The sequence below is a fragment of the Shinella yambaruensis genome (genome assembly GCF_022899355.1).
GTDB classification, from domain to species: domain Bacteria; phylum Pseudomonadota; class Alphaproteobacteria; order Rhizobiales; family Rhizobiaceae; genus Shinella; species Shinella yambaruensis.
The window spans coordinates 667087-688590 of the sequence record NZ_JALJCK010000001.1; the positions used below are offsets into that span (position 1 = coordinate 667087).

25 protein-coding genes are annotated in these 21504 nt (G+C 63.3%); 20 read left to right on the top strand and 5 right to left on the bottom strand.

The annotated features are described in order from the left end of the window. The first annotated feature begins 111 nt into the window (after nt 1-111). On the top strand, nt 112-330 hold the full coding sequence (locus MUU56_RS03315; protein WP_244765873.1) for a DUF2842 domain-containing protein: 219 nt from the start codon (nt 112-114) through the stop codon (nt 328-330). Between the two features lies 1 nt (nt 331). On the opposite strand, the gene MUU56_RS03320 is transcribed toward MUU56_RS03315, so the two are convergent. Next, nucleotides 332-775 carry an NUDIX hydrolase gene (locus MUU56_RS03320; RefSeq protein WP_244765874.1) on the bottom strand — a complete coding sequence of 148 codons (444 nt, stop codon included), beginning with the start codon at nt 773-775 and terminating at the stop codon, nt 332-334. Nucleotides 776-945: 170 nt separating this feature from the next. Here MUU56_RS03320 and MUU56_RS03325 point away from each other — a divergent pair, with 170 nt between their 5' ends. Next, on the top strand, nt 946-2217 hold the full coding sequence (locus MUU56_RS03325; RefSeq protein WP_244765875.1) for a GNAT family N-acetyltransferase: 1272 nt from the start codon (nt 946-948) through the stop codon (nt 2215-2217). Nucleotides 2218-2223: 6 nt separating this feature from the next. Here the strand turns inward: MUU56_RS03325 and MUU56_RS03330 are convergent, their stop codons facing one another. After that, nucleotides 2224-4497 carry an exopolysaccharide transport family protein gene (locus MUU56_RS03330; RefSeq protein ID WP_244765876.1) on the bottom strand — a complete coding sequence of 758 codons (2274 nt, stop codon included), beginning with the start codon at nt 4495-4497 and terminating at the stop codon, nt 2224-2226. Between the two features lie 214 nt (nt 4498-4711). On the opposite strand from MUU56_RS03330, the gene MUU56_RS03335 reads away from it, so the two are divergent. The 5 genes from MUU56_RS03335 to MUU56_RS03355 all read left to right on the top strand — a co-directional run bounded on the left by MUU56_RS03335 (nt 4712) and on the right by MUU56_RS03355 (nt 10497). Next, a complete protein-coding gene (locus tag MUU56_RS03335) occupies nt 4712-5287 on the top strand; it encodes a polysaccharide biosynthesis/export family protein (protein ID WP_244765877.1) in 576 nt (191 codons plus the stop codon). A gap of 5 nt (nt 5288-5292) precedes the next feature. After that, on the top strand, nt 5293-6459 hold the full coding sequence (locus MUU56_RS03340; protein WP_244765878.1) for a glycosyltransferase family 4 protein: 1167 nt from the start codon (nt 5293-5295) through the stop codon (nt 6457-6459). A 78-nt stretch (nt 6460-6537) separates the two neighbouring features. Continuing rightward, nucleotides 6538-8097: an undecaprenyl-phosphate glucose phosphotransferase gene (locus tag MUU56_RS03345; RefSeq protein WP_244765879.1), complete on the top strand. Its 1560-nt coding sequence runs from the start codon at nt 6538-6540 to the stop codon at nt 8095-8097. Further along, a complete protein-coding gene (locus tag MUU56_RS03350) occupies nt 8094-9329 on the top strand; it encodes an O-antigen ligase family protein (RefSeq protein ID WP_244765880.1) in 1236 nt (411 codons plus the stop codon). Before MUU56_RS03345 ends, MUU56_RS03350 begins: the two co-directional genes overlap by 4 nt. 7 nt (nt 9330-9336) lie before the next feature. Continuing rightward, entirely contained in the window at nt 9337-10497 is a 1161-nt protein-coding gene (locus tag MUU56_RS03355) for a glycosyltransferase (protein ID WP_244765881.1), read from the top strand. Between the two features lie 70 nt (nt 10498-10567). Here the strand turns inward: MUU56_RS03355 and MUU56_RS03360 are convergent, their stop codons facing one another. Next, on the bottom strand, nt 10568-10819 hold the full coding sequence (locus MUU56_RS03360; RefSeq protein WP_244765882.1) for a GlsB/YeaQ/YmgE family stress response membrane protein: 252 nt from the start codon (nt 10817-10819) through the stop codon (nt 10568-10570). A gap of 311 nt (nt 10820-11130) precedes the next feature. On the opposite strand from MUU56_RS03360, the gene MUU56_RS03365 reads away from it, so the two are divergent. From MUU56_RS03365 to MUU56_RS03400, 8 genes are all read left to right on the top strand, one after another. Beyond that, nucleotides 11131-12372, top strand: coding sequence for a tyrosine-type recombinase/integrase (locus tag MUU56_RS03365; protein WP_244765883.1), 1242 nt, complete (start codon nt 11131-11133; stop codon nt 12370-12372). Further along, nucleotides 12372-12872, top strand: a complete 501-nt coding sequence (locus MUU56_RS03370; protein ID WP_244765884.1) for a hypothetical protein — start codon at nt 12372-12374, stop codon at nt 12870-12872. The genes MUU56_RS03365 and MUU56_RS03370 overlap by 1 nt, the downstream gene beginning before the upstream one ends. A 67-nt stretch (nt 12873-12939) precedes the next feature. Then, the gene (locus MUU56_RS03375) at nt 12940-13143 is read left to right on the top strand and encodes a helix-turn-helix transcriptional regulator (RefSeq protein WP_244765885.1); all 204 of its coding nucleotides are present in this window, start codon (nt 12940-12942) and stop codon (nt 13141-13143) included. After that, complete coding sequence (locus MUU56_RS03380; RefSeq protein ID WP_244765886.1) at nt 13140-13916, top strand: hypothetical protein; 777 nt, start codon at nt 13140-13142, stop codon at nt 13914-13916. Before MUU56_RS03375 ends, MUU56_RS03380 begins: the two co-directional genes overlap by 4 nt. A 62-nt stretch (nt 13917-13978) precedes the next feature. After that, nucleotides 13979-14317, top strand: coding sequence for a hypothetical protein (locus tag MUU56_RS03385; RefSeq protein ID WP_244765887.1), 339 nt, complete (start codon nt 13979-13981; stop codon nt 14315-14317). Between the two features lie 66 nt (nt 14318-14383). Next, entirely contained in the window at nt 14384-14650 is a 267-nt protein-coding gene (locus MUU56_RS03390; protein ID WP_244765888.1) for a hypothetical protein, read from the top strand. Beyond that, nucleotides 14628-16076, top strand: a complete 1449-nt coding sequence (locus MUU56_RS03395) for a YfjI family protein (protein ID WP_244765889.1) — start codon at nt 14628-14630, stop codon at nt 16074-16076. Before MUU56_RS03390 ends, MUU56_RS03395 begins: the two co-directional genes overlap by 23 nt. 266 nt (nt 16077-16342) lie before the next feature. After that, entirely contained in the window at nt 16343-16552 is a 210-nt protein-coding gene (locus tag MUU56_RS03400; RefSeq protein WP_244765890.1) for a hypothetical protein, read from the top strand. A gap of 377 nt (nt 16553-16929) precedes the next feature. Here MUU56_RS03400 and MUU56_RS03405 read toward each other — a convergent pair whose 3' ends face one another. Then, nucleotides 16930-17112 (bottom strand): hypothetical protein, encoded by a 183-nt coding sequence (locus MUU56_RS03405; RefSeq protein WP_244765891.1) that lies wholly within the window; start codon nt 17110-17112, stop codon nt 16930-16932. A gap of 38 nt (nt 17113-17150) precedes the next feature. Beyond that, nucleotides 17151-17399, bottom strand: coding sequence for a DUF2934 domain-containing protein (locus tag MUU56_RS03410; RefSeq protein WP_244765892.1), 249 nt, complete (start codon nt 17397-17399; stop codon nt 17151-17153). Between the two features lie 194 nt (nt 17400-17593). Between MUU56_RS03410 and MUU56_RS03415 the strand changes: the two genes are divergently transcribed. The 5 genes from MUU56_RS03415 (at nt 17594) to MUU56_RS03435 (ending at nt 21499) form a co-directional block, all read left to right on the top strand. Beyond that, complete coding sequence (locus MUU56_RS03415; protein WP_244765893.1) at nt 17594-18454, top strand: hypothetical protein; 861 nt, start codon at nt 17594-17596, stop codon at nt 18452-18454. A gap of 324 nt (nt 18455-18778) precedes the next feature. Next, entirely contained in the window at nt 18779-19132 is a 354-nt protein-coding gene (locus MUU56_RS03420; protein ID WP_244765894.1) for a hypothetical protein, read from the top strand. Nucleotides 19133-19143: 11 nt separating this feature from the next. Beyond that, the gene (locus tag MUU56_RS03425) at nt 19144-20082 is read left to right on the top strand and encodes a hypothetical protein (RefSeq protein ID WP_244765895.1); all 939 of its coding nucleotides are present in this window, start codon (nt 19144-19146) and stop codon (nt 20080-20082) included. After that, nucleotides 20072-20806: a head maturation protease, ClpP-related gene (locus tag MUU56_RS03430; RefSeq protein ID WP_244765896.1), complete on the top strand. Its 735-nt coding sequence runs from the start codon at nt 20072-20074 to the stop codon at nt 20804-20806. The genes MUU56_RS03425 and MUU56_RS03430 overlap by 11 nt, the downstream gene beginning before the upstream one ends. A gap of 405 nt (nt 20807-21211) precedes the next feature. Further along, nucleotides 21212-21499 (top strand): phage tail assembly protein, encoded by a 288-nt coding sequence (locus MUU56_RS03435; RefSeq protein WP_244765897.1) that lies wholly within the window; start codon nt 21212-21214, stop codon nt 21497-21499. The last annotated feature ends 5 nt before the right edge of the window (nt 21500-21504 follow it).

The following is a 21504-nucleotide window of genomic DNA, read 5'->3' on the forward strand; positions in this document are numbered from 1 at the left end:
GCCGGAACGACTGTGGCGTTGATTTGCCTGACCGGCCCGTGCAAAACAAGGCCCGAACCTTTGCGGCATGCCGTCGCGCCATTTTGCCGCTACCGAAGTGAAAGACTGCCCATGCCCCCTCGCCTCAGAAAACTGGTCGGCACGATCCTGATCATCATCCTCGTGCTCGTCTATGCGCTGGTCGCGACCACCGTCGCCGCCGCCACGCTCGGGCAATCGCCATGGTACGTCCACCTTCTCTACTTCACCGTGACCGGCCTTTTGTGGATCCTGCCGGCCATGCTGATCATCAAGTGGATGGAAAAGCCGGGCAAGCCGCGCGACGAATAGGCTATGTCTGAAGATGGGCGGCAAGGCCGGCGGGATAAAGCTCCACGCCGGCCGGCAGCGCGAGCGGGTAGAACCAGCGTGCCGTCCAGAGCGAGCGGTCATGCTCGACGAGCGTGATCTCGGGCCGGCGATAGAGGCTTTCGTCGAGCAGGTAGATGTTCGCGGCGAAAATGAACTCGTGACCCTGCGCGCCCTCATGCCAGTAGAGGTTCTCGAAGGTCGTCCACGGGCCGTCTATGGCGATCTCGCAGCCGAACTCCTCGCGGAACTCGCGGGCGAGCGCCTCCTCCCGCGTTTCGCCGAATTCGATGGAGCCGCCGGGCGGGCGCACGCCCTTGACCGTGCCGTCGTCGCGCGTCACTTCCGCCGCCAGCAGCCGGCCGCCGTGCCAGGCAAGGCCCAGCACCTTCACATGGATCTTCTGCGGCGGCCGCCAGGTCTGCATGGGTCCCTCCTGCCGGCGGGGTGCATCACCCGCCGCTCTCGTTATCGACTTGCTAACCGCGCTGGCCGATTTCCCGGGGCATACGGGCCGGCGTCAGCGGATTTAAACCAATTGCGCAGGCCTGACGCCTATTGTGTCGCTGCGGCAACCGAATGCACGAAGGCCAGGCCATGGGAGCGATGCAACTCCATTTCCAGATCATGCCGTCCGAACGCGACCGCACACGCGGCGGTCTGGCGCCGGCGGCCGGCGACGACCATACCCGCTCGACGCTGCCGCTGTCGATCCGCCTGCACGAGCGGATGGAACCGCTGGAGGCCTGCTGGCGGGCGCTCGAAACGGACAACCCGCTTTCGCTCCACCAGAGCTACGACTGGTGCCGCGCCTGGGCGGAAAGCCATGCCTGCCGGCTGCTGATCGTCGAGGGCCTTTCCGGCGGGCGCACGCATCTCCTGCTGCCGTTCGAAATCGTGCGCCGCGGGCCGATCCGCATCGCCCGCTTCCTCGCCGCCCCGTTCAGCAACATCAATACGGGTCTCTACTCGCGGGATTTCCGCGCCCTCGCCGCCCCGCCACGCCTCCGGCAGGCGCTGGACACGGTGCGGGGGCAGCTTGCCCGCCACTGCGACATCTTCCTACTTGAGAACATGCCGCTGGACTGGCGCGCCGAGGCGAGCCCCTTTTCCGATCTTCCCGCGGTGCTGAACCAGAATTCCGCCTTCCAGATCGAGCTCTTCCCCGATTTCGAGCGCACGCTGGCGCAGGTCAACGCCCGCCGCCGCCGCAAGAAGTTCCGCTCCTCCGAGCGCCGCCTGATGGCGCTTGGCGGCTACGAATACGTCATCGCCGAGGCCGGCAGGGAGAGCCGGGCGCTGCTGGAAACCTTCTTCCAGCAGAAGGCCGCACGTTTCGACGCCATGGGCCTGCCCGACGTCTTTCGCGACGAGGACACGCGGGATTTCTTCCGCCGGCTGGTGTCGGTGCCCGAGGCGGATGGCAGCTATCCGCTGCAACTCCATGCCGTGCGCCTCAAGGGCGGGAACGACGGCCGGATTGCCGCCATTGCCGGCCTGTCGCGCAAGGGCGACCATGTGATCTGCCAGTTCGGCTCGATCGACGACACGATCGCCGCGGATGCCAGCCCCGGTGAATTCCTGTTCTACCTTGCCATCCGGAAACTGTGCGGCGAGGGCGTGCGCCTGTTCGACTTCGGCATCGGCGACCAGCCCTACAAGCGCTCCTGGTGCACGATCGAGACGCGGCAGCACGACCTGCTCTGGCCGACGACGGTTGCCGGGGCGACGGTCGCCGCGCTGCACCGGGCCAAGACCGGCACGAAACGCCTCATAAAGCAGAACCCGCAGGTCTACGCCTTCCTGCAGCGCCTGCGCTCCGGCAAGACGGCACGCCCGCGCGCGGATGGCGCGGACGACGCGGACTGATCCGCCCTATGCCGCCCGGCGGCCCGGATAGCGCGGCGGCTCGCCCCCCTCGCCCGTCATCAGCATGACCTCGCTGTAGCCGGCCGCGCCGAAGGCGTCGATCATCTCGACGATCTCGTCCTCGTCGGCGCCCGGAAGGGAGAGGATGATATCGGTCTCCTGGTCGCGCGTCAGGCGCCGCACGCCCTCCACGTCGGCCGGGCCGCATTCCACGATCACCGTGTCATAGGCATCGGCAAGCGAGGAGATGACCATCGCCAGCCGGTCGATGCCGCGCATGGCGCGCTTGATGTTCGCATTGCCGCGCGGAATGACGTGCGCCCCGGACAACCGGTCGCCATGGATGATGTCGCCGAAGACGGCGTCGCCGACGAGGAGATCGGTGATGCCGGGCATATGGGCGGACTGCGCCATCAGGCGCGTCGGGCAGGCCGAGCCGGTCAGGTCGATGATCAGCGTCTTGCGATGTTCCTCCGCGATGCGGCGGGCCAGCATGACGGTGGCGGTGGAGCCGCGGTCTCCGGAGGGCGAGACGGAGATCGCGACCGAGACGTTGTTCTCGACCATGTACCGGGCAACGGCGGCAATGGAGAATTCCGCCTCCTCCTCCCCGAGGTCGGCCGTATCGAGCAGCGAAGCGGGTGAGCCCGCCTCTGTCGCCTGCTCCTCCTCGTCCTCGTCGGGCGCGATGTCGGCCAGCAGCGATTTTGCCGGCGCGCGGACGTCGCGGACCGGGCCATGGTCGAGGCGCGCGACCGGATCGCGGTGCAAGGCGGGGGTTTTGTGGATGACCGCTTCCTCCGCAGGAAGGTCCGCCTCGACCTCGTCCTCGACGGCCTCCTCCTCGCGCCGCGCCGGGACCGCAGCGGCAGCGCCCACCGGCTTCAGCGCGCGGCCGCTGAAGAGCTCGGCCAGCAGGATGGCGATCGCGCTCAGCATGAAGCCGGCAAGACCGCCGACGATGGTGATCGGCACGACCTTCGGGAAGGCCACCTCCGTCGGCTCGACGGCGGCCGAGATGATGCGGGCATCGGCCGGCGTGGAGCTGCTGTCGGTGCGCGTGGTGGCCTCGCGGTAGCGGGCGAGATAGGTTTCGAGCAGCTGGCGCTGGGCGGTCGCCTCGCGCTCCAGCGCCTTGAGGCCGACTTCGTCCTCGCCGGCGCGCGCGCTGTTCGCCTTCACCGTGTTGAGCTGCTGCAGAAGCTGGGTTTCGCGCAGCTGGGCGGTGCGGGCCTCGTTTTCGAGGCTCGACAGGATCTTCTGCGTCTCCGCCTTGATCTGCCCGCGGATGCCGGCAAGCTGCGAGCGCAGGCCCTTGAGGCGCGGGTGGCCGTCGAGCAGCGAGGTGGAGAGATCGGAGATCTGGCCCTGGATCTGCGCCTCGCTTTCCTTCAGCCGCTGGATCATCTGCGAGCCGACGACGTCGCTCAGCGTGTCCGGCGCGCCGCCGGTCTTGAGCACGGTGCGCACGCTTTCGGCCCGCGCTTCCGCATTGGCGCGCTCGCCGCGCACGCGGGCAAGTTCCGTCGAGATGTCCGTGAGCTGGCGCACGGCGAAGGTGGAGTTCTCGCCGGTCGGCAGGAGATCGGATTGCGAGCGGTATTCGGCGACCTTCTGCTCGGCCTCGCGCACCTTCTCGCGCAGGTTGGCGATCTCCGGCTCCAGCCAGCGCGTCGCCTCGGAATTGGTGTCGAGCTTCGCTCCGCTCTGCAGCGAGAGATAGACCTTCGCCATCTCGTTGGGAATTTCGGCGGCAAGGCGCGGGTCCTTGGAGGAGAACTCGATGCCGATGACGCGCGAGCGCTCCACCTGGTAGACGACGAGCTTGCTGTTGAACTCCTTCAGCACGCGCTCCTCCGGCTCGAGGTCGAGCGGGCTCTTCTTCAGGCCGAAGAGGACGAGCAGGTCGGAAATGGCCGAGGGCTTCGCCGCCGGATCGAACTCCTCCAGCTCATAGAGCTTCATGTTGCGCGCGACCTGCTTGATGAGGTCGGCGGACCGCAGAAGCTGAACCTGGCTGGCGATGCCGAGCTCGTCCAGGGCCGGCTGCTGCTCGCGGCCCTGCGCGCGGTCGGTGCCCGTCGTGAAGGCCGGCTCGCGCGTTTCGATGAGCAGGCGGGCCTCGCTCTTGTAGCGCGGCGTGACGAGGCTGGCGCCGGCAAAGGCAACGCCCGCGCAGGCGACGGTGGCAAGCAGCACGCGCATGCGGTTGCGCCAGATCGCGCCGAAAAGGCCGCCAAGATCGATATCGACATCCTGCTGGCTGTGCGCGCCCGACATATCCCAACTCCAAACACCACGAATTTCGCGCAGGGTAAACAAACATGGTAACGCAAGGGTTAATCGCCGGCGGCTGCCCCGTCCCTTCCCGCGGGCCGCGCCCTGCGAAAAAACCGCCTTGCCCGACCGATCCCGCCCATGCCTTTACCGGCTATTAACCCTAACGGATCGATAACGGGGGCCAGACTTCTGATTCCGGGACTGGGTAAAGCGAATGGCATTCGCAACAATCAACAAGGGCATGCTGCTTGCGCTGGCACTCGTCGTGCCGGCCGTTGCGGGCTGCAGCGGCTACCGCCCCGCCCCAAAGGCGTTTCATGAGGCGACCATCCAGCCCTACCGCCTCGACAGCGGCGACCGGCTGCGCATCACCGTTTTCGAACAGGCCGGCCTCAGCAATACCTACTCGATCGACCAGGCCGGCTACGTCGCCTTTCCGCTCATCGGCGCGGTGCCGGCGCGCGGCCAGACGATCCAGGAACTGGAAAGCATCATCGCGACGAAGCTCAGGCAGGGATATCTGCGCGATCCGGACGTCTCCATCGAGGTCGACCGCTACCGCGCGATCTACGTGATGGGCGAAGTGGGCCAGGCCGGGCAGTACAGCTATGTCGCCGGCATGACGATCCAGAACGCCATTGCGTTGGCCGGCGGCTTCTCGCCGCGCGCCAACCAGGGCGATGTCGACGTCACCCGCAAGATCAACGGCAAGATCCTTACGGGCCGTGTCTCCATTTCCGATCCGGTGCTGGCCGGCGACACCATCTATGTCCGCGAACGGCTGTTCTAAGCAAGATGGCGGACGATGGGCCTCTGCGCATCATTCACTGCTTCCGCTCACCCATCGGGGGGATTTTCCGCCATGTGCGCGATCTTGCCGAGTTCCACGCGAAGGCGGGCCACGACGTCGGCATCGTCTGCGACAGTCTCACCGGCAGTTCCTATGAGGATGGCCTCTTCGATGAAATCCGCCCCTATCTCTCGCTCGGCCTCGTGCGCCTGCCGATCAGCCGGTCGGTCAGCCCGCGCGACGTCGGCGCGTTCTGGAGCAGCTATCACGAAATAAGAAGTTTGCAGCCGGATGTCCTGCACGGGCACGGCGCCAAGGGTGGCGCCATTGCCCGGCTCATCGGCTCAGCCCTGCGGGTCAACAGGTATCGCGTAGCCCGCCTCTATTCGCCGCATGGCGGCAGCCTGCACTACGATCGCCGCACCGCGACGGGCATGGCGATCCTGACCGCCGAGCGCCTGCTGGAAAGGCGCGGCGATGCGCTCGTCTTCGTCTGCGACTACGAGCGCGAGGCCTATGCCGCCCGCGTCGGCCGGCCGCGCGTCAGGGCCGAACGCATCTACAACGGCATCCACGACCGCGACTTCGCACCCGTCTATTCCCGCGAGGATGCCGTCGATTTCCTCTATATCGGCATGCTGCGCGACCTGAAGGGGCCGGACGTCTTCGTCGAGGCCTTCGCCCGCACGGAACGCCGGATCGGCCGTCCGCTTTCCGCCCTGATGATCGGCGACGGGCCGGACAAGGCGAAATACGAGGACATGATGCTGCGCATGGGCCTTGGCCGGCGCATCGGCATGCTGCCCGCCATGAAGGCGCACGACGCCTTCGCGCTGACGCGCAACGTCATCGTGCCCTCGCGCGCCGAGGCCATGCCCTATATCGTGCTCGAGGCGCTCGCCGCACGAAAGCCGGTCATCGCGACCCGCGTCGGCGGCATTCCGGAAGTGCTCGGCCGAAAGAGCGTCGCCCTGACGGAACCGGGCGATCCCGACGGGCTCGCCGCCCTGATGGCCCAGGCGATCACCGACGAAGACTGGCCGCGCAAGGTGATGCCGGAGCCGGCCGGTTTCAAGGCGGCCTTCTCCGCCTCCGTCATGTCCAACGCCCTGCTCGACCTCTATCGCGACATCCTTGCCCGGCAGGCTGGAGGAAATCGGCACAGCACCTGACGCTACGGCAGCGACAACGTAAACGTTTCTTAGGGGCTTCGTGCTATTTCCAGGACGAAGCCCCCACAGGTGCGTGCCATGAACCATGTCGACAAACCCGTCTCCTTCGATCCGGATGCGCTGAGGCGCAAGGTGTCCGAAATATCGGTCGCCGCACCCGGCGAAACCCAGGATGCCGGCAAGACCGTCGACCTCAATCCGCTCGCCCGCAGGATCGCCACGCAATTCAGCGTCGACACCTATTCCCCGAGCATGATCATCGGCCTCCTGCGCCTTCTCGAATTCGGCGCGCTGCTGGCGCTCGGCTACAGCATCCACGCGCTCTATGTCAGCAGCATGGGCCTGCCCTTCCTCTACCTCCTCGTCATCGTCGGCGGGGCGGCGATCGGCGTCCTGATCCTTCAGCTCGCCGATGCCTATCAGGTTCCGGCCTTGCGCTCGCCCTGGCGCATGACGCCGCGCATCCTCGCCGCCTGGGCGCTTGCCTTCGGCGCGATGGCGCTCATCGTCTTCTTCTTCAAGTCCGGCGAGCACTATTCCCGCGTCTGGTTCGCCTCCTGGTTCGCGGCGGGCGCGCTCTACCTCGTCATCGAGCGGCAGGTGATCGCCTATTCGATCCGCCGCTGGGCGCGCAACGGCACCATGGAACGCCGCGCCGTCATCGTCGGCGGCGGCGAGCCGGCCAAGGAGCTCATCCGCGCGCTCGAGCACCAGCCGGAGAACGACATCCGCATCTGCGGCATCTTCGACGACCGCGACGAGCGCCGCTCGCCCGCGATCATCGCCGGCTACCCGAAGCTCGGCAATGTCGCCGAGCTCGTCGAGTTCGCACGCCTCGCCCGCATCGACATGCTGATCATCTCGCTGCCGCTCTCGGCCGAGGCGCGCATCCTCGCGCTGCTCAAGAAGCTCTGGGTGCTGCCGGTCGACATCCGCCTTGCCGCCCATTCCAAGGGCCTGCGCTTCCGTCCGCGCAGCTATTCGCAGGTCGGCAGCCTGCCGATGCTCGACATCTTCGACAAGCCGATCGCCGACTGGGACAATGTCGCCAAGCGCCTCTTCGACGTCTTCTTCAGCGTCGTCGCGATCCTCCTGCTCTGGCCGGTGATGCTCGGCGCCGCCATCGCCGTCAAGCTCTCCTCGCCGGGTCCCGTCATCTTCAAGCAGAAGCGCCACGGCTTCAACAACGAGATCATCGAGGTCTACAAGTTCCGCTCGATGTACACGCATCTCGCCGACCCGACGGCGAAGGCCGCCGTGACGAAGGGCGACCCGCGCGTCACCCGCGTCGGCCGGTTCCTGCGCAAATCCTCGATCGACGAGCTGCCGCAGTTCTTCAACGTCCTGAAGGGCGACCTCTCCCTCGTCGGCCCGCGCCCGCACGCCATCCAGGCGCAGTCGAACGACCGCAAATATGTCGATGTCATCGAAAGCTACTTCGCCCGCCACCGGGTAAAGCCCGGCGTGACCGGCTGGGCGCAGATCAACGGCTGGCGCGGCGAGATCGACCATGACGACAAGATCCGCTTCCGCACGGAATTCGACCTCTACTACATCGAGAACTGGTCGCTCTGGCTGGACCTGAAGATCCTCGTCCTGACGCCCTTCCGCCTGCTCAACACGGAAAACGCCTATTGAGCGACGCGGCCCTCCCCTACGCCGCGCCGTTCCGGCCGCAGCTGGCGGCCCTCGGCGTCGTCGGCTCGCTGCTGGTGGCGGTCGGGGTGTTCCTGTCCGGCTTCGTCATCAGCGAACCGGCGCCCTATGAGCTCTTCATGGCCGGCCTCATCGGCCTGTGGGCGATCGTGGGCCTGCGCATCTCGCGGGGCATCGCTCCGCTGCTCGTGCTGCTCGTCCTGTTCAATATCGGCGGCATGCTCTCGCTGACGGTGCTGGACGACCTCTCGGCCGGGCCGATGTACATCGCCGTCTCGCTGTTCCTGGCGCTCTCCAGCGTCTTCTTCGCCGCCATCGTCGAGGCGAGGCCGGCGCGGCTGGAGCTGATCTTCCGCGCCTGGGTGGCCGGGGCGCTCATCACCGCCTCGCTCGGCATCCTCGGTTATTTCCATGCCTTTCCCGGCGCCGAGGTCTTCACGCTCTACGACCGCGCCAAGGGCGCCTTCCAGGACCCGAACGTCTTCGGTCCCTTCCTCGTCGGCCCCTCGCTCTACCTGCTGTACGGCCTGCTCTCCGGCCGGATCCTCGGCGCGCCGCTGAAGGTCGCCGGCGTGCTGGTCCTGGCGCTCGGCATCTTCCTCTCCTTCTCGCGCGCCGCCTGGGGGCTCTATCTCGTCTGCGTCGTGGCGCTCGTCTTCGTCATGCTGCTGAAGGAGCGCACCGGGGCGTTCCGCCTGAAGATTCTCATCCTCAGCCTCTCGGCCGCCGGCCTGATGGTCGTGGCGCTCGTCGTCGCGCTGCAATTCGACAAGGTGGCGAACCTCTTCTCCAGCCGCACCCAGCTCGTGCAGGACTATGACGGCGGCCATCTCGGCCGCTTCGAGCGCCACCGCATCGGCTTCCTCATGGCGATGGAGAAGCCGCTCGGCATCGGCCCGATGGAATTCAGCAAGATGTTTCCAGAGGACGAGCACAATATCTGGCTGAAATCGCTGACCACCTACGGCTGGCTCGGTTTCCTCTCCTACCTCGCCCTGATCCTCTGGACGCTTTCCGCCGGCTTCAAGGCGCTTCTGCGCAACCGGCCGTGGCAACCCTTCCTGATGATCTCCTACATCACCATCGTCGGCCACACCGCGATCGGCTTCGTCATCGACACGGATCACTGGCGGCATTTCTACCTGCTGCTCGGGATCGTCTGGGGATGTCTTGCCCTCGAGAAGCGCCACAACCGGCAGATCGCCCCGGACTAACCCCACCATGAGCAGAAAACAGGACAGGGCCCCGCGCCAGATGCGCCTCCTGGAGGTGCTGGAGACCGGCGGCGGCGGATCCGGCCGGCACTTCATCGACCTGTGCCGCGGCCTCACGGCCCGCGGCCATGCCGTGCACGCCATCTATTCGCCGCTGCGGGCGGAAGCGCGCTTCGTCGAGGAACTGCAGGCACTCGGCCTTGCCGGCCTGCACGCCGTCGCCATGACACGTGCGCCCGGCCCGTCCGATGTCGGCGCCTGGCGCGCGATCCGCGCCGTCATGCGCGGCGCCGGCCCCTTCGACATCATCCATGCCCACAGCTCGAAGGCCGGTGCGCTGGCGCGCCTGCGCCTGCCCGGCCGCCACATCCCGCGGGTCTACACGCCGCACGCCTTCTACACCATGGATCCCGGCCTCGGCGCGCTCGGCCGCACGGTCTACGGCGCGATCGAGAAGCTGCTCGCCCGCGCCCTCACCGATCGCGTCATCTGCGTCTCGGCCGACGAATATGCCCATGCCCGCGCGCTCGGCATGCCGCGCGAAAAACTGTCGATCGTCGTCAACGGCGTTAAAACGCCGCCCGCCGATTCCCGGGCCTCCGTGCGGCAGGCGCTCGGCATCCCCATGGAGGCGCTGCTCTTCGGCTTCGTCGGCCGGCTCTGCCGCCAGAAGGCGCCGGAGCGCCTGGTGGCGGCCTTCGCGCAGGTCGCCGAGCGCCTGCCGCACGCCCATCTCCTGATGATCGGCAGCGGCGACATGGAGGCGGAGGTGCGCCGGCAGGTCGAAGCGAGCGGCCAGGGCGCACGCATCCACCTCACCACGGGCTTTACCGGCGTGGAGGCGATGGCGGCCATCGACGTGCTCACCATGCCGAGCCGCTACGAGGCCATGTCCTATGTGATGCTGGAGGGCGCCGCCGCCGGCAGGCCGCTGATCCTTACCGATGTCGGCGGTGTTTCCATGGTGCTGAAGGACGGCGAGAACGGGATTCTGGTGGAAAACGACGACGATCCGACGCGCCTCGCCGAGGCCATGCTGCGCCTCAGCGATCCCGGCCACCTCGCCCGCCACACCGCCGCCGCCCTCACCCGCGCCCGCAGCCCCGACTACAGCCTCGACCGCATGGTCTGTGAAACGGAAGCGATCTACCGCGGCCTGATCGCCTGAAGTAAAAGACCGCCGCTCTTTCGGAACGGCGGTCTTCGATGATGAACCGTCTTCTCTCCAGCGCGGCGTGTTAACGCCTGATCGCCCGCGCCAGCGCGATGAGAATGCAGGCGCCGATGAAGCCCGCGATCAGATAGCCGATCCAGCCGCCGAGCGAGACGCCGATCAGGCCGAGCAAGAGGTTCGCCACCGCCGCCCCGACGATGCCGAGCACGATGTTCATCAGCACGCCCATATTGCTCTTCATGAACATTTCGGCGAGCCAGCCCGCAATACCGCCGATGATGATGGCCGCAATCCAGCCGACACCTGCATCTTCCATTTCCGTCTCCTCACGCTGCCGATATCACCGGCAATCGAGGCCGGCCGTGGAAAACGCAGGCGAAGCCACAAGGTTCCCGTCGGAACCAGGCATAGTGTCGAAAATAAAAGGAAAAATGGTCGGAATGGCGGGATTCGAACCCACGACCCCTTGACCCCCAGTCTTATTGAGTACGTTTTATAGCCATTCTTTGCGTTGGATGCAACGGCTGCATCATCTCATTTTCCAACGTTGTCCAACCCATGCCCGCTTGACTGATTTCGCTTCCCCTCTACTATGCTGGCTATATTCTGGCTACAAATTGAGGCGATATGGCTACAATCAAGATCAGCGCAGCGACGGTCACTGAGGTGATGGCATCAGCGCGTCCGAACAAAACCACCTTCTATTTCGATGCGGATCTTGCCGGGTTTGGTCTCTATCGGACCACGACAGGCACTGGCACATTCTTCGTTGAATATAGGCCCATCGCGGGTGGTGCCAAGAAGCGGCTCAAGCTAGGCCGCGTAGGCATCCTCAAGGCGAACGAGGCCAGGGAGGCAGCTCGCAAGGCAATCGCGCATGCCGGCCTTGGTAAGGATTTGGCAAAGGGGCGCGCCGAGGAGCGCGCCAGCCTGACCGTGAAAGAGCTGGTACAGAAGTACGTCGACGAGTTCGTTGAGCCGAACAAGAAAAAGGCGTCGACGGATTTCTATAAGATATCGCTGAAGAAATACGTGGAGCCGCATCTGGGCACCCAAAAGGCGGTGGCCCTAGCCCGTGTCGACGTGCAGCGCGCTCACGCATCCATGACGAAGGAAGCCCGGATAGCGGCCAATCGCGCCATCAAGCTTTTATCTGCAGCGTACGGCTGGGGCGCGAAGAATGGATATGTGCCGGAGGGCTTCAATCCCGCCTCAGGCATCGACCTCAATAAAGAGGAAGGTAGGGAGCGGTTCCTTTCTACGGATGAGATGAAGCGGTTGGGCGAGGCTCTCCGCGAAGCTGAGACGATCGGGTTTCCCGTTAACGCCGGAGATGCGAAGCACGCGCCCAAAGGGCAGCGCATCACGTTCCACCCGTCGGTAACAGGTGCGATCCGGCTGATCATGTTGACCGGCTGTCGTCTGCGCGAAATCCTCCACTTGCGTTGGGATGAGGTCGATGCGGAACGCGGCCTACTGTTCCTCCCTGACAGCAAAACCGGCCGGAAGACTGTCGTTTTGTCGAGCGCTGCCTTGGCCGTACTGCAGGAGATGCCGCGCGTCGGCATATATGTTGTCGCAGGAGCAAGTGCCGGCGAGGAAGACGAAAGGCCCCGCGCCGATCTGAAAAAACCTTGGGCTTCGGTGACGAAACGTGCCGGCCTCGACGGCCTTCGGATTCATGACCTGCGGCACAGCTTTGCCTCGGTCGGTGCGTGGTCTGGCCTCGGTCTTCCCGTAATTGGATCGTTGCTCGGTCATGCCGACGTGAGCACGACGCAGAAGTATGCGCACATTGCTGACGACGCTGCGCGTCGGGCAGCCGACGCAATCGCGGGACAGATCGCCGTGGCACTGGAGGGGAAGTGATGGCAGACGATGAAGAAGACCACCTCCCCGCCTGGGCAGAGGTGTTGGGGCGCGGGCCGATGGCTGTCACGGAACATACGGATGAAGGCGAGCTCGCGGAAGAAATGGCCGAGCGTCTGGATGCCCTCCTCCGATCGCACAATGGACTGGAGCCCACCGCCGATGGTTGGCGCCAGTTGGCACTCGAGTTAGCGCTGAAGTACGAGCCGCTGTTCCAGATTCAAACGCCGGAAGATCGCGAAAGCCTTGGTGGTCGTCCAGTTGGGATGGGCAACTTTATTCTTCGGTCACGGATGAAGGCCGAGATGCGAAAGGGTAAAACTCAGGCTGAAGCAGCGCGGACGATCGCAAAGGAATCGAAAGGGAAAATCACATTCAAAACAGCAAATAGCGCATTATCGCGCAACGCGCCCGCACCGGATTTCATGCGCCGGTGGCCGTACGAATGGAAAGCTGATCGTGCGATAAGGGCAGCAGCCAAAAAACTGTCCCAAGAATGATGGCCTATTCTTGGGACACCTGAACAGCCATCTTCCTCCATGCAACCACAAACATGGAGGGAATTGCATGGCGAATCTTAGGGTAAAGCAAGCCGCCGCATATGTCGGCGTTTCTAAATCGTATCTGGACAAGGCCCGCTGCTATGGTGGCGGACCGACCTTCGTGAAGCTCGGCACGACAGTCATCTATCGCAGCGAAGACCTGGATGCATGGGTCGCTGCGAACCGGCAGCCGGCCAACGATAACGGCAAACTGCGAGGTGCAGCATGAGCCGGTTGCACTCCATGTTTTCCTGGCACATAGCCACCCCAAAGCAGCGATCGGACTGGTTCTGGAAGTTCGCCGTTGCAGAGATCATCGCGCATCGCCGCTACCTCATCGAAGAGGGTCTGCATCACGGCGACGATCAACCCCACGATTTCGAACTGAAGGCGATCGACAGTTTCTGCGATACCGTCATCCAGGGCGAAAAGGACGATGACGAAGCTCTCGAAGTTGCGGGGCGATTGTTCATCGCGATCAGCAATGCACCTCGCGGAAGCATTCCGGCAATGATCCTTCATTGTCATGGTTGCGGGCCGAGGGTTCGTGCGGCGCTACTGAAGGACGCTTGGCTGCACGGAAAGAGCGGATCGGTTCTTGCCCTAAACGGAGGGAGCCTGAGCTCTATCGTAACATACTTCCAAGAGGTAGAGCGAAATGACCTGATGGCTCCGGAGGAGATCGAAACGCTGTCGAGCTTGAGCGAGACGGTCCGCGTCTTCCGCGGCGCAAAGATGAAGGACACCGTCAAGAGCACATCATTCGCCCTATCGTGGAGCCGCGACTATCCAACCGCTCGACGCTTCGCCCTCCATGGCCACGGAAGCGGTGAAGGTGTCGTGCTTGCAGCCGAAATACCCCGTGATGCGATCCTCGCGCTGTGGGAAACGTCCGGTGCCGAGCCGGAGGTCGTCGTCAATCCACGCAGGCTGCGCAAAGTGCAGATCGCCGAGCGCATCGACAAGGCCGAGGAATTCGCAGCCTGGGGTATAGCCGCCTAATCTCCCCTACACCCCCAACACCATCTCAGTTTCAAACCGCCTCACCGGCGGAAGGAGGAACTATGTTCGAAGAGGATCAGCACGACATGACCATCACCGAGATCATCGAATTCGCGAAGACCGAACTTTTTGAGATCTACAAGGGAGCGGTGGTTTGCGGCGGCGATGGTGGGCGACCCTACGAAGTTCAGCATGATTACGGCAATGCGAATGTCAGCTACTGGGAAACCAATGAAGAAGCGCGCACCGAGGTGGCCCGCCTGTGGCAGGCGGGCCACGCCTCCTGGATCGAAGACTTCATCGTAAAGCGTGCCGACGAGGTTATCGCAGATCACGCAAACGAACGTGAAGAGCGAATTTCCGTCATCAAAGCGGAGATGCGGGAGAAGCGCGCCGCCTGACCCGCAGCCAATACCACCACCACCCCGCCGGCCGCAGTCGGCGGGGCAAACCCCTATGGGAGACAAATGCAAATCCTCGACTTTCAATTGATAGACGAGCCCTCCGGCCGGCATCGCGCCGCCGCGGTGTTCGACCTCCAGTTAACCCCAGAATGCAGGTTGTACGGCCTGAGGCTACTGCGCATGGCCGACGGACGCCTGCTGACGTTCGCGCCTCAGGCCGGCTATCGGCGCGTTGCCACCTTTGCGGCACCGCTTGCGTCCGAGATCACGAAACTCGCAACCGACGAACTGAGGGCGTTGACGGCCAATGGCATCCACAAAGCAGCCTGATCAGATTTACATCGGCGAACAGATCACACATCCGGAATTCGGCGATGGACTTATTATCGACGCCGATGGCGACAAGATCACCGTCGAGTTCGATCGCGTCGGCAGGAAACGCATCCTCTATAGCTTCCTAAAGTGGCGCGCGGCCCACAAGCCTGCGAACGACAATCATGCCGTCGCAACCCTACCAGCGATGCATCCCGACCCCTTCAGTCCGGAAGCCGCCGGCGGCCTCCTAGAGCACATTGCGGACTGGATTGCAGACACTGCAATCGTGCCGGTCAAGGAGCTGTCTTTGGCCTCCGCAATCGCCCTCCTGGCGGGTGTCTTCGGCAAGTATGCCCTGGGGCCGACCAACTCTGGTGTGAACGTATACATGACCACACTGCTTGCCACGGCGGGCGGCAAGGGCCATCCGCCGAAGGCCATCCGCTCCCTGTCGGACAAGTGCGGCGCCATGGGTGCGGTCACGAATGGCGACCCAACATCCTATGCTGCGATAGAGCGCATCCTCCGCAAGAACTCGTCGACGGTCATCACCATGGATGAATTCGGAATTACGCTGCAGGACGTCAACGCCAAGCATAAGAATAGCGTAGCAGCGGGAATCCGGAAGTTCCTGCTTGCCGTGTATGACCAGGCAAACAGCAAGTTTGATGGCCGGGTGTATGCCAGCAGTGAGACGAAGAAGGATGACGGACCCATTGTTGGCCCGGCGCTGACCGTGCTCGGGATGACTACGGCCACCACGCTGTATGCGGGCCTATCGTCTGACTCTGTGTCGGACGGTTTCTTGAACCGCTTCGTCTTCATCACCGCTGGTCGACCGGAGGGTGAGATAACGCCGCCGAAGTTGGGCAAGGATATCAAACCACCCGCCGTACTGGTTCACGCGCTCCAGAACGCCATCACAGGGTTTCCCAAACCGTCTGGCGGCTCAAAGATTCAAATTCCTTTCCAAGACGGAGAAGACGGTGAGGCCTACCGTCGTTGGGGCGAGATCTTCATATGGCAGCACCACGCATCATGGGACGAGACGGCCCGCAACATCAACGGCCGCGCCGCGGAGAACAGCCTGCGGCTGGCCACCATCCGCGCCATAAGCCGAGCGCCATCCGATCCTGTCGTGACCGTTGAGGACGTCGAGTGGGGATGGGCAATCGTTCACAGGTCCATCCACATCATCAACGAAGGCGCTGACCGCCATATGTCCGCCTCGCCGGCAGAGGCATTGCGGAAGGCGATATTGGAGGTGCTGCGAACCGATGGCCCCACGCCATTCTCGACGCTGCTTCGCAAGAAAGGCGTTTCCGGCGCGGACCTTCGCGAAGTCGAAGGAGCTCTGGGGTGGCTGCTGCAGTCCGGCGAGATCACGGATCTGAAGTTTAAGCCGAAGCCGGGTCCCGGCAGCAAATTCCGTTGCAACTGACTTACAACGGCCCTGCAACGTTGCAACGGCGCATAGCCCGAGATGGTCATTCCGTTGCAGCGTTGCAGGGCCGTTGTAAGGCTTCTGCAACGGAATTACCTATATAAAACAATAAGATATATACAAAAAATACTATCGTTGTAATATTGTAAAGATGCTTTTGATTTCGATTTTTGCCCTTCTATAGGGCGGTAGAAAAGCATGTTTGCAACGTTACAACGGAAGGTCCCTACCAGCCCATTGAGGAGAGAGAAAATGGAAAAACAATGTTCGCAGTTACCCCATACATCGCAGAACGCGAAGTGATCACAACGGAAGGCCGACCCAGCCGAACCTCTTGGCAGCCCTGCCGCGTGGTCGGCATCGACAAAGATGACGGCGAGTACGTCTACATCGTCGAAACCGTGTCCGACGGTTGCACGTTTCTAGAACGCGAGCCGTATGTGCGGAAGGTGGAACGGGGGAATCCGCTGTGATCGGTGTGGCGCGCTGGCAAGCCCCTTCGCGGGCATAGCTACAAAAGAGAAAACCCTCCCGCCATGAGCGAGAGGGTTCTCCTTTAGAATAGCCTGCCGAAAATCGTCAGGATCGCTGCCAGATTGACCCGCAGGTCAACAGCCATCCGGACGGTGCCGGTAGACTTGCTGGCTTCGAGGACGAGGATTGCCCGCATGGGGTACTCCGTCTCGCGTGCGGCAGACTGCAACTGAACCGCTGTCCGCACGTAACCCAGCCATGTTTCGAGGGATTTTGTTCAACCTTGGTGCTTCCCTCAAACACACGCGGCTCTTTCCTGTGTCGTAGTCGTAGATAGTGATCCGCGCCTTATCGTTCAAGGGCTGGTCGTCAGCCCTCAGCCCCGCTTCACCCCAGCCGCCGAGAACAACCGAGCGATCTTCGCCTGGTCGACGAGCTCGCCGCTCTCAATCTTCGCGATTTCCGAAACGGTCAGACCGCTGATCAGGGATAACTCCTCGGTGCCATAGCCCGTAGCCGTCCGTAGGTCAGCGATAGGATTTCGGAAATTAATTGTCATACGAATCTCCTTTGGTGCATCGCAATATGGGTAGCGCACTACCAGTTCGCAAGGCCGCCGGGCTCCGGCTTCTTCTTCCGTCCGCCAACCTTCAGAACGGTATCCGGCTTCTCGCGCTCAATTTCGCGGCGGGCAGCAGCGTCCGGCGTGTCCTCTTCAAGAACCGGATCGGTTTGCGCGACCTCCGCTTCAGCTTGGAGCCAGAATTCAGCACCATCTCCGCGCGGCGAGCCTGCAGCCTGCCAAAGTTCATAAGCGCGACGTCGGATTCGATCCGTGTTGTCCATGGGCACCTCCGCGGCCACAAACGTCTCGTTGTGATTTTGGTTCCCTGTGATGAGTTTTGTTCGCGATCATACTTTTCCGTATTTGTCAATAGAAAAGGCTTGACAAATTTGTAAAAAGGTACTATCTTCAGAATCGCGGTTTGACGGCCGCGATTCCTCACATTGCAAATTCCTCTTCTGAAGGGTGACGGACCTTGACGAAAGAACTCGCGGTATTCGACCGGCGCGACATGCTGCCTGCAATTATTGACGAGGGCGAATGGGCGCCCCGACGAACTGTCCGCGCTCCTGGCGTGACGGTGCGCTTGCCTGCCGACGGCCCTAGCCTGCAATGGCGCCTTGATGCACAGGCCGCCCGCCTGACGTCGAATCGCTACCGCGGCCAAGCCGACAACGACAATGAGGACTGGCCGCTCCAGAAGCTACTTCGCACTGAAAAGAATGAGGCGTGCCTGGATCTCGCCATTCGATATCGCGACTTGCACGACACGGCCACCGCGCCGACCCAGCTTGTCGGTCGCGAACCCACGGACCTTTTTGAAGTACAGAACCGCGATAGGCACGGTAAGTGGAAAGGCCCGAAGGTCGTCACCGGCAAGCGCGCCAACCCTGCAATGCCGGCGCAGCGGGCGGCCGTGGCCGGAGAAGAGACCAAGAAGCGCGCTGCACCCGTACCGAAGGCATGGACCGGCGACTGGCCCATCCTGGCAGCGATCGATGCCAAGCGCGAGCTCGCGTTCCTTCGCGCCAGACTTGCCTACGTGCCGGCGATCCTTGACGCGTTCGAGTGGTCAGTAGTGGACGGCCTGACACTTGAAGAAATCGGCAAGCGCCTCGGTGCCGGCAGCAAGGGAGCCAAGGGCGAGGCCCGCGCTCGCATCTTCGATGGCTTCGGAATTGTGGATCGGTTCTGGCGGCAGGGCGTCGGCAGGAAGGCTGCCAACGATAACAGGCCGTCGTCGTCGTGGAAGCCGGGCATGCCCGTGCCGGCGGGGCACTATCAGTCCACTCTGCATCCCGGCATGGTTTTCCTCAAGGGTCAGGCCGCCGCGTAGGGCTACCCCATTTCCAAACGCCAAAGGGTTTACATGAGAGAAGGGTCGCAGCGATGCGGCCCTTTCGTGTTTCAGGGCGGCCGTCACCGCCCTGATAGTGGGCGGCTGCGCGTAGTCGCTCACTCCCATTCCCTCATCGCCGCCGGTGTCTTCATCCGCCGGCACGATCAGCCGTGTGCGCGACACCGCTGCACCGGCCAGTTTCCCAATTCGCGGGTTTAACACCAACGCTACCGCGAACTCCTGACCGCTCCTTTCGGGGAGCGGTCTTTTTTTACCACCTAGATCGTGACGCCCAGCCTGCGTCACAGAGAGGAGGCCGAAATGACATACAACAACGGCGACCTGGCGGGCCTCCTCGGCCTGACCGAGGCCAGCATCAGGCAGTGGTTATGCAGGGCGCCAACATTCCGCCTCGGCGCGGTCCGCGGGAAGGCCCGAATCTACAACCACATTGAGGCCGTCACCATAGCCATCGCAGCCGAACTCTTCCGCCATCGTCTCGGTCGACCGCACGAGGTTCTGCCGATCGCACGCCAGATCGCCACGTCAGGCGTTGACGCCATCTGGGTCTATCGCCCGCAAGGCGGCCCGATCACCACCGCCACCGACCAACCCGCCGGTACTGCCGTACATCTTCCACTCGCGGAACTCCGGCGCCGGCTCTCGAAGCAATGAAAGGAATCCCGTTGGGAAAACTGATCAATAAAATCCTCGGCAAGTCGTCGTCCAGCGACATTGCCACCGCCATCACAAAGGCCCAGGCCGAACTCGCCCAGGCAGAAGCTGCGGTAGCTGCAGCAGAAGAGCAATACGAAGCCAACCTCCTGACCGCCGACAAGAAGGCCTTGCGCGCCCTTCTGGATGCGAAGACCGAGGCCAACATTGACGTGGACCAGGCACGCGCTCGCATCCAGCGATTGACGCGGGACCACGAAGCGGCACTCGAGGCCGAAGCCGAGTCCGATCGCCAGGCCGCCTACGATCGCGCCAAAGAACTGACGGCTACCGCCCGGAAAAAGCTCGGCGACTATGAGAAGGCGGCCATGGCGATCCGCGACGTTCTGCGCGCCATCGCCGAAGCCGACGTGGCGGTAGAAGCCGCGAACGAAAACCTTCCCGCCGGCGCCGCACGCCTTGACAAGGCGGAAGCCGCTCGCTCGTCACCGAACCTGTATAAGGAGACGGTGAAGGAGGAAGTCGTCGAACTCTGGGCTGGAGTTGGCGACCAGTCTAGGCCCGTCGAGCATCAACACCGTGTAAGAGTTGAGCGTGTCGGCAAGCGCGTCCGAAGCCGCTGGAGTGAAGACGACTTCGACGAAGGCGGCTACGAGAAAGGCTACTACACCACAGACGGCGGCGGCTCGATCGAGGTGGTGAAGCGGCGCTTTATTAAGCGCACTTTCCTTCCCGACGACACGGGCCATTTCGCTGCGCCTCTCCATCAGAAGGTGGAACTGCCGCCAGCAATCGTGGGTGGGCCGGTGTTCTTCGAACCCGGCAGCTACCACGCGCCAGGCCTCCTGGCGAAGCTTGATCAGCCGCTTCCGCCCCGTCGTATCCGTGCGGAGCGCAAGCCTGAGATCGAGTACGTGCTCGCGCCGAAGGAGGCTGCCAATGCGGCTTGACCTCTTCGGCGTCGTCGGGGAGGACTTCACCCCGACGACCGTCCGCGCCGCGCTGCCATACAGCGGCGACATCACCGTGACCATAAACAGCGGCGGCGGCATCGCCGTCGACGGCTCGGCGATCTACAACATCTTGTCCGCTCACCGCGGCAAGGTTGCGGTCGAGATTATCGGCATCGCCGCTTCGGCCGCGAGCCTCATCGCCATGGCGGGCCATACTATCACGATGCTGGACGGATCAATTTTGATGATCCACGAGCCGCACAACTTCACCTACGGCGACTCTGACGCGCATCAGAAAACGGTGGAGCAGTTGGAAGCGCACGCCGTTGCGTACGCGAAGGTGTATGCCAAGCGCGCAGGGATCTCCGAGGCGGCGGCCCGCCAGGTCATGAAGGCCGAGACCTGGTTCACGCCAGACGAAGCCGTCGCAGCTGGGTTCGCAACCGCCGTGGTTGATCGTCTGGCTGTTCCTTTCGCTCGGGTCGACAAGAAGTACGAAGCGCGGATGCAGGCCGTTCACGCACGCGCCGCAGCCTCCCCTCGGGGCCTACAGAAGGTTGCGGACACTAAGGCGTCATGGGCCCGCGTTGTCGCCGCCATGAACAAGTCGATGGGCTTTGCGCCTGCCGTGAAGCCGGAGGAGGCGAAGCCGAAGGTCGAGTTGACCGGGTGGGCGAAAATCGTTGAGGCGAACAACGCCTTCGTCCGGCGCCACCGGTAGCCCCTGGCACAGGAACCCTATCCTGTTCCGGACCCCAAGCGGGCGCGCAGGCCTCGCCGGTCGAACTTTAGCTAGTTTGAAAACAGGGTAACAGATGCGGACAGGTAACAAAAGGAGCGGATTGTGACCGTTACCTACATGAATCAAAGCCAATACGCGGAATACCAGCACGTTAGTCGAAAGACAGTAACCATCTGGAAACAAAAGGGTTTGCTGGTTACGGAAGCCTCTGACCGCGTGAACGTTGCCGCGACCGACGCTCGCCTGCGCGGTCATTTCGGGCTGTTACTCCGTAACAGAAATGCCCCAGCCTAGGTGTCCGCAGCGTCCGCACTGCGGACACTTGCACCCCCAAAATCCCATCCTCGCCCGGTCGTCGTGCCGGGCTTTTTCTTAGGAGGCAATATGACCACCATTTCTCTCTCGAAGCCCATCTCCAATGGTGCCAAGACCGTTTCCTCCCTGACCTGGCGCACCATAAAGCTTGGCGACTATCCGGTCATCCTGACTGCCTGCAGCTCGCTCGCACAGGGCCAACTCGGCGCCTTCAGCGAAGACCTATTGAACCTCCTCGCCCACTTCTCAGGCCTTCCACGCTCCGCGGTCGACGAAATCGACGAGGTCGACGGTCAGCCGGTTCTCGACAGCCTGGCCGATCATCTTGCCGCTCACATGGCCAAGTTGAAGAACTAAGCAAG

What these genes read in the sequence shown, in the direction of transcription:
- MUU56_RS03395 (WP_244765889.1), top strand. Translation starts at nt 14,628, where the DNA reads ATGGCATCCACAAAGCAGCCTGATCAGATTTACATCGGCGAACAGATC.
- MUU56_RS03345 (WP_244765879.1), top strand. Translation starts at nt 6,538, where the DNA reads ATGAACCATGTCGACAAACCCGTCTCCTTCGATCCGGATGCGCTGAGG.
- MUU56_RS03410 (WP_244765892.1), bottom strand. Translation starts at nt 17,399, where the DNA reads ATGGACAACACGGATCGAATCCGACGTCGCGCTTATGAACTTTGGCAG.
- MUU56_RS03375 (WP_244765885.1), top strand. Translation starts at nt 12,940, where the DNA reads ATGGCGAATCTTAGGGTAAAGCAAGCCGCCGCATATGTCGGCGTTTCT.
- MUU56_RS03315 (WP_244765873.1), top strand. Translation starts at nt 112, where the DNA reads ATGCCCCCTCGCCTCAGAAAACTGGTCGGCACGATCCTGATCATCATC.
- MUU56_RS03365 (WP_244765883.1), top strand. Translation starts at nt 11,131, where the DNA reads ATGGCTACAATCAAGATCAGCGCAGCGACGGTCACTGAGGTGATGGCA.
- MUU56_RS03420 (WP_244765894.1), top strand. Translation starts at nt 18,779, where the DNA reads ATGACATACAACAACGGCGACCTGGCGGGCCTCCTCGGCCTGACCGAG.
- MUU56_RS03330 (WP_244765876.1), bottom strand. Translation starts at nt 4,497, where the DNA reads ATGTCGGGCGCGCACAGCCAGCAGGATGTCGATATCGATCTTGGCGGC.
- MUU56_RS03360 (WP_244765882.1), bottom strand. Translation starts at nt 10,819, where the DNA reads ATGGAAGATGCAGGTGTCGGCTGGATTGCGGCCATCATCATCGGCGGT.
- MUU56_RS03355 (WP_244765881.1), top strand. Translation starts at nt 9,337, where the DNA reads ATGAGCAGAAAACAGGACAGGGCCCCGCGCCAGATGCGCCTCCTGGAG.
- MUU56_RS03385 (WP_244765887.1), top strand. Translation starts at nt 13,979, where the DNA reads ATGTTCGAAGAGGATCAGCACGACATGACCATCACCGAGATCATCGAA.
- MUU56_RS03390 (WP_244765888.1), top strand. Translation starts at nt 14,384, where the DNA reads ATGCAAATCCTCGACTTTCAATTGATAGACGAGCCCTCCGGCCGGCAT.
- MUU56_RS03405 (WP_244765891.1), bottom strand. Translation starts at nt 17,112, where the DNA reads ATGACAATTAATTTCCGAAATCCTATCGCTGACCTACGGACGGCTACG.
- MUU56_RS03400 (WP_244765890.1), top strand. Translation starts at nt 16,343, where the DNA reads ATGTTCGCAGTTACCCCATACATCGCAGAACGCGAAGTGATCACAACG.
- MUU56_RS03340 (WP_244765878.1), top strand. Translation starts at nt 5,293, where the DNA reads ATGGCGGACGATGGGCCTCTGCGCATCATTCACTGCTTCCGCTCACCC.
- MUU56_RS03435 (WP_244765897.1), top strand. Translation starts at nt 21,212, where the DNA reads ATGACCACCATTTCTCTCTCGAAGCCCATCTCCAATGGTGCCAAGACC.
- MUU56_RS03320 (WP_244765874.1), bottom strand. Translation starts at nt 775, where the DNA reads ATGCAGACCTGGCGGCCGCCGCAGAAGATCCATGTGAAGGTGCTGGGC.
- MUU56_RS03335 (WP_244765877.1), top strand. Translation starts at nt 4,712, where the DNA reads ATGGCATTCGCAACAATCAACAAGGGCATGCTGCTTGCGCTGGCACTC.
- MUU56_RS03370 (WP_244765884.1), top strand. Translation starts at nt 12,372, where the DNA reads ATGGCAGACGATGAAGAAGACCACCTCCCCGCCTGGGCAGAGGTGTTG.
- MUU56_RS03325 (WP_244765875.1), top strand. Translation starts at nt 946, where the DNA reads ATGGGAGCGATGCAACTCCATTTCCAGATCATGCCGTCCGAACGCGAC.
- MUU56_RS03430 (WP_244765896.1), top strand. Translation starts at nt 20,072, where the DNA reads ATGCGGCTTGACCTCTTCGGCGTCGTCGGGGAGGACTTCACCCCGACG.
- MUU56_RS03380 (WP_244765886.1), top strand. Translation starts at nt 13,140, where the DNA reads ATGAGCCGGTTGCACTCCATGTTTTCCTGGCACATAGCCACCCCAAAG.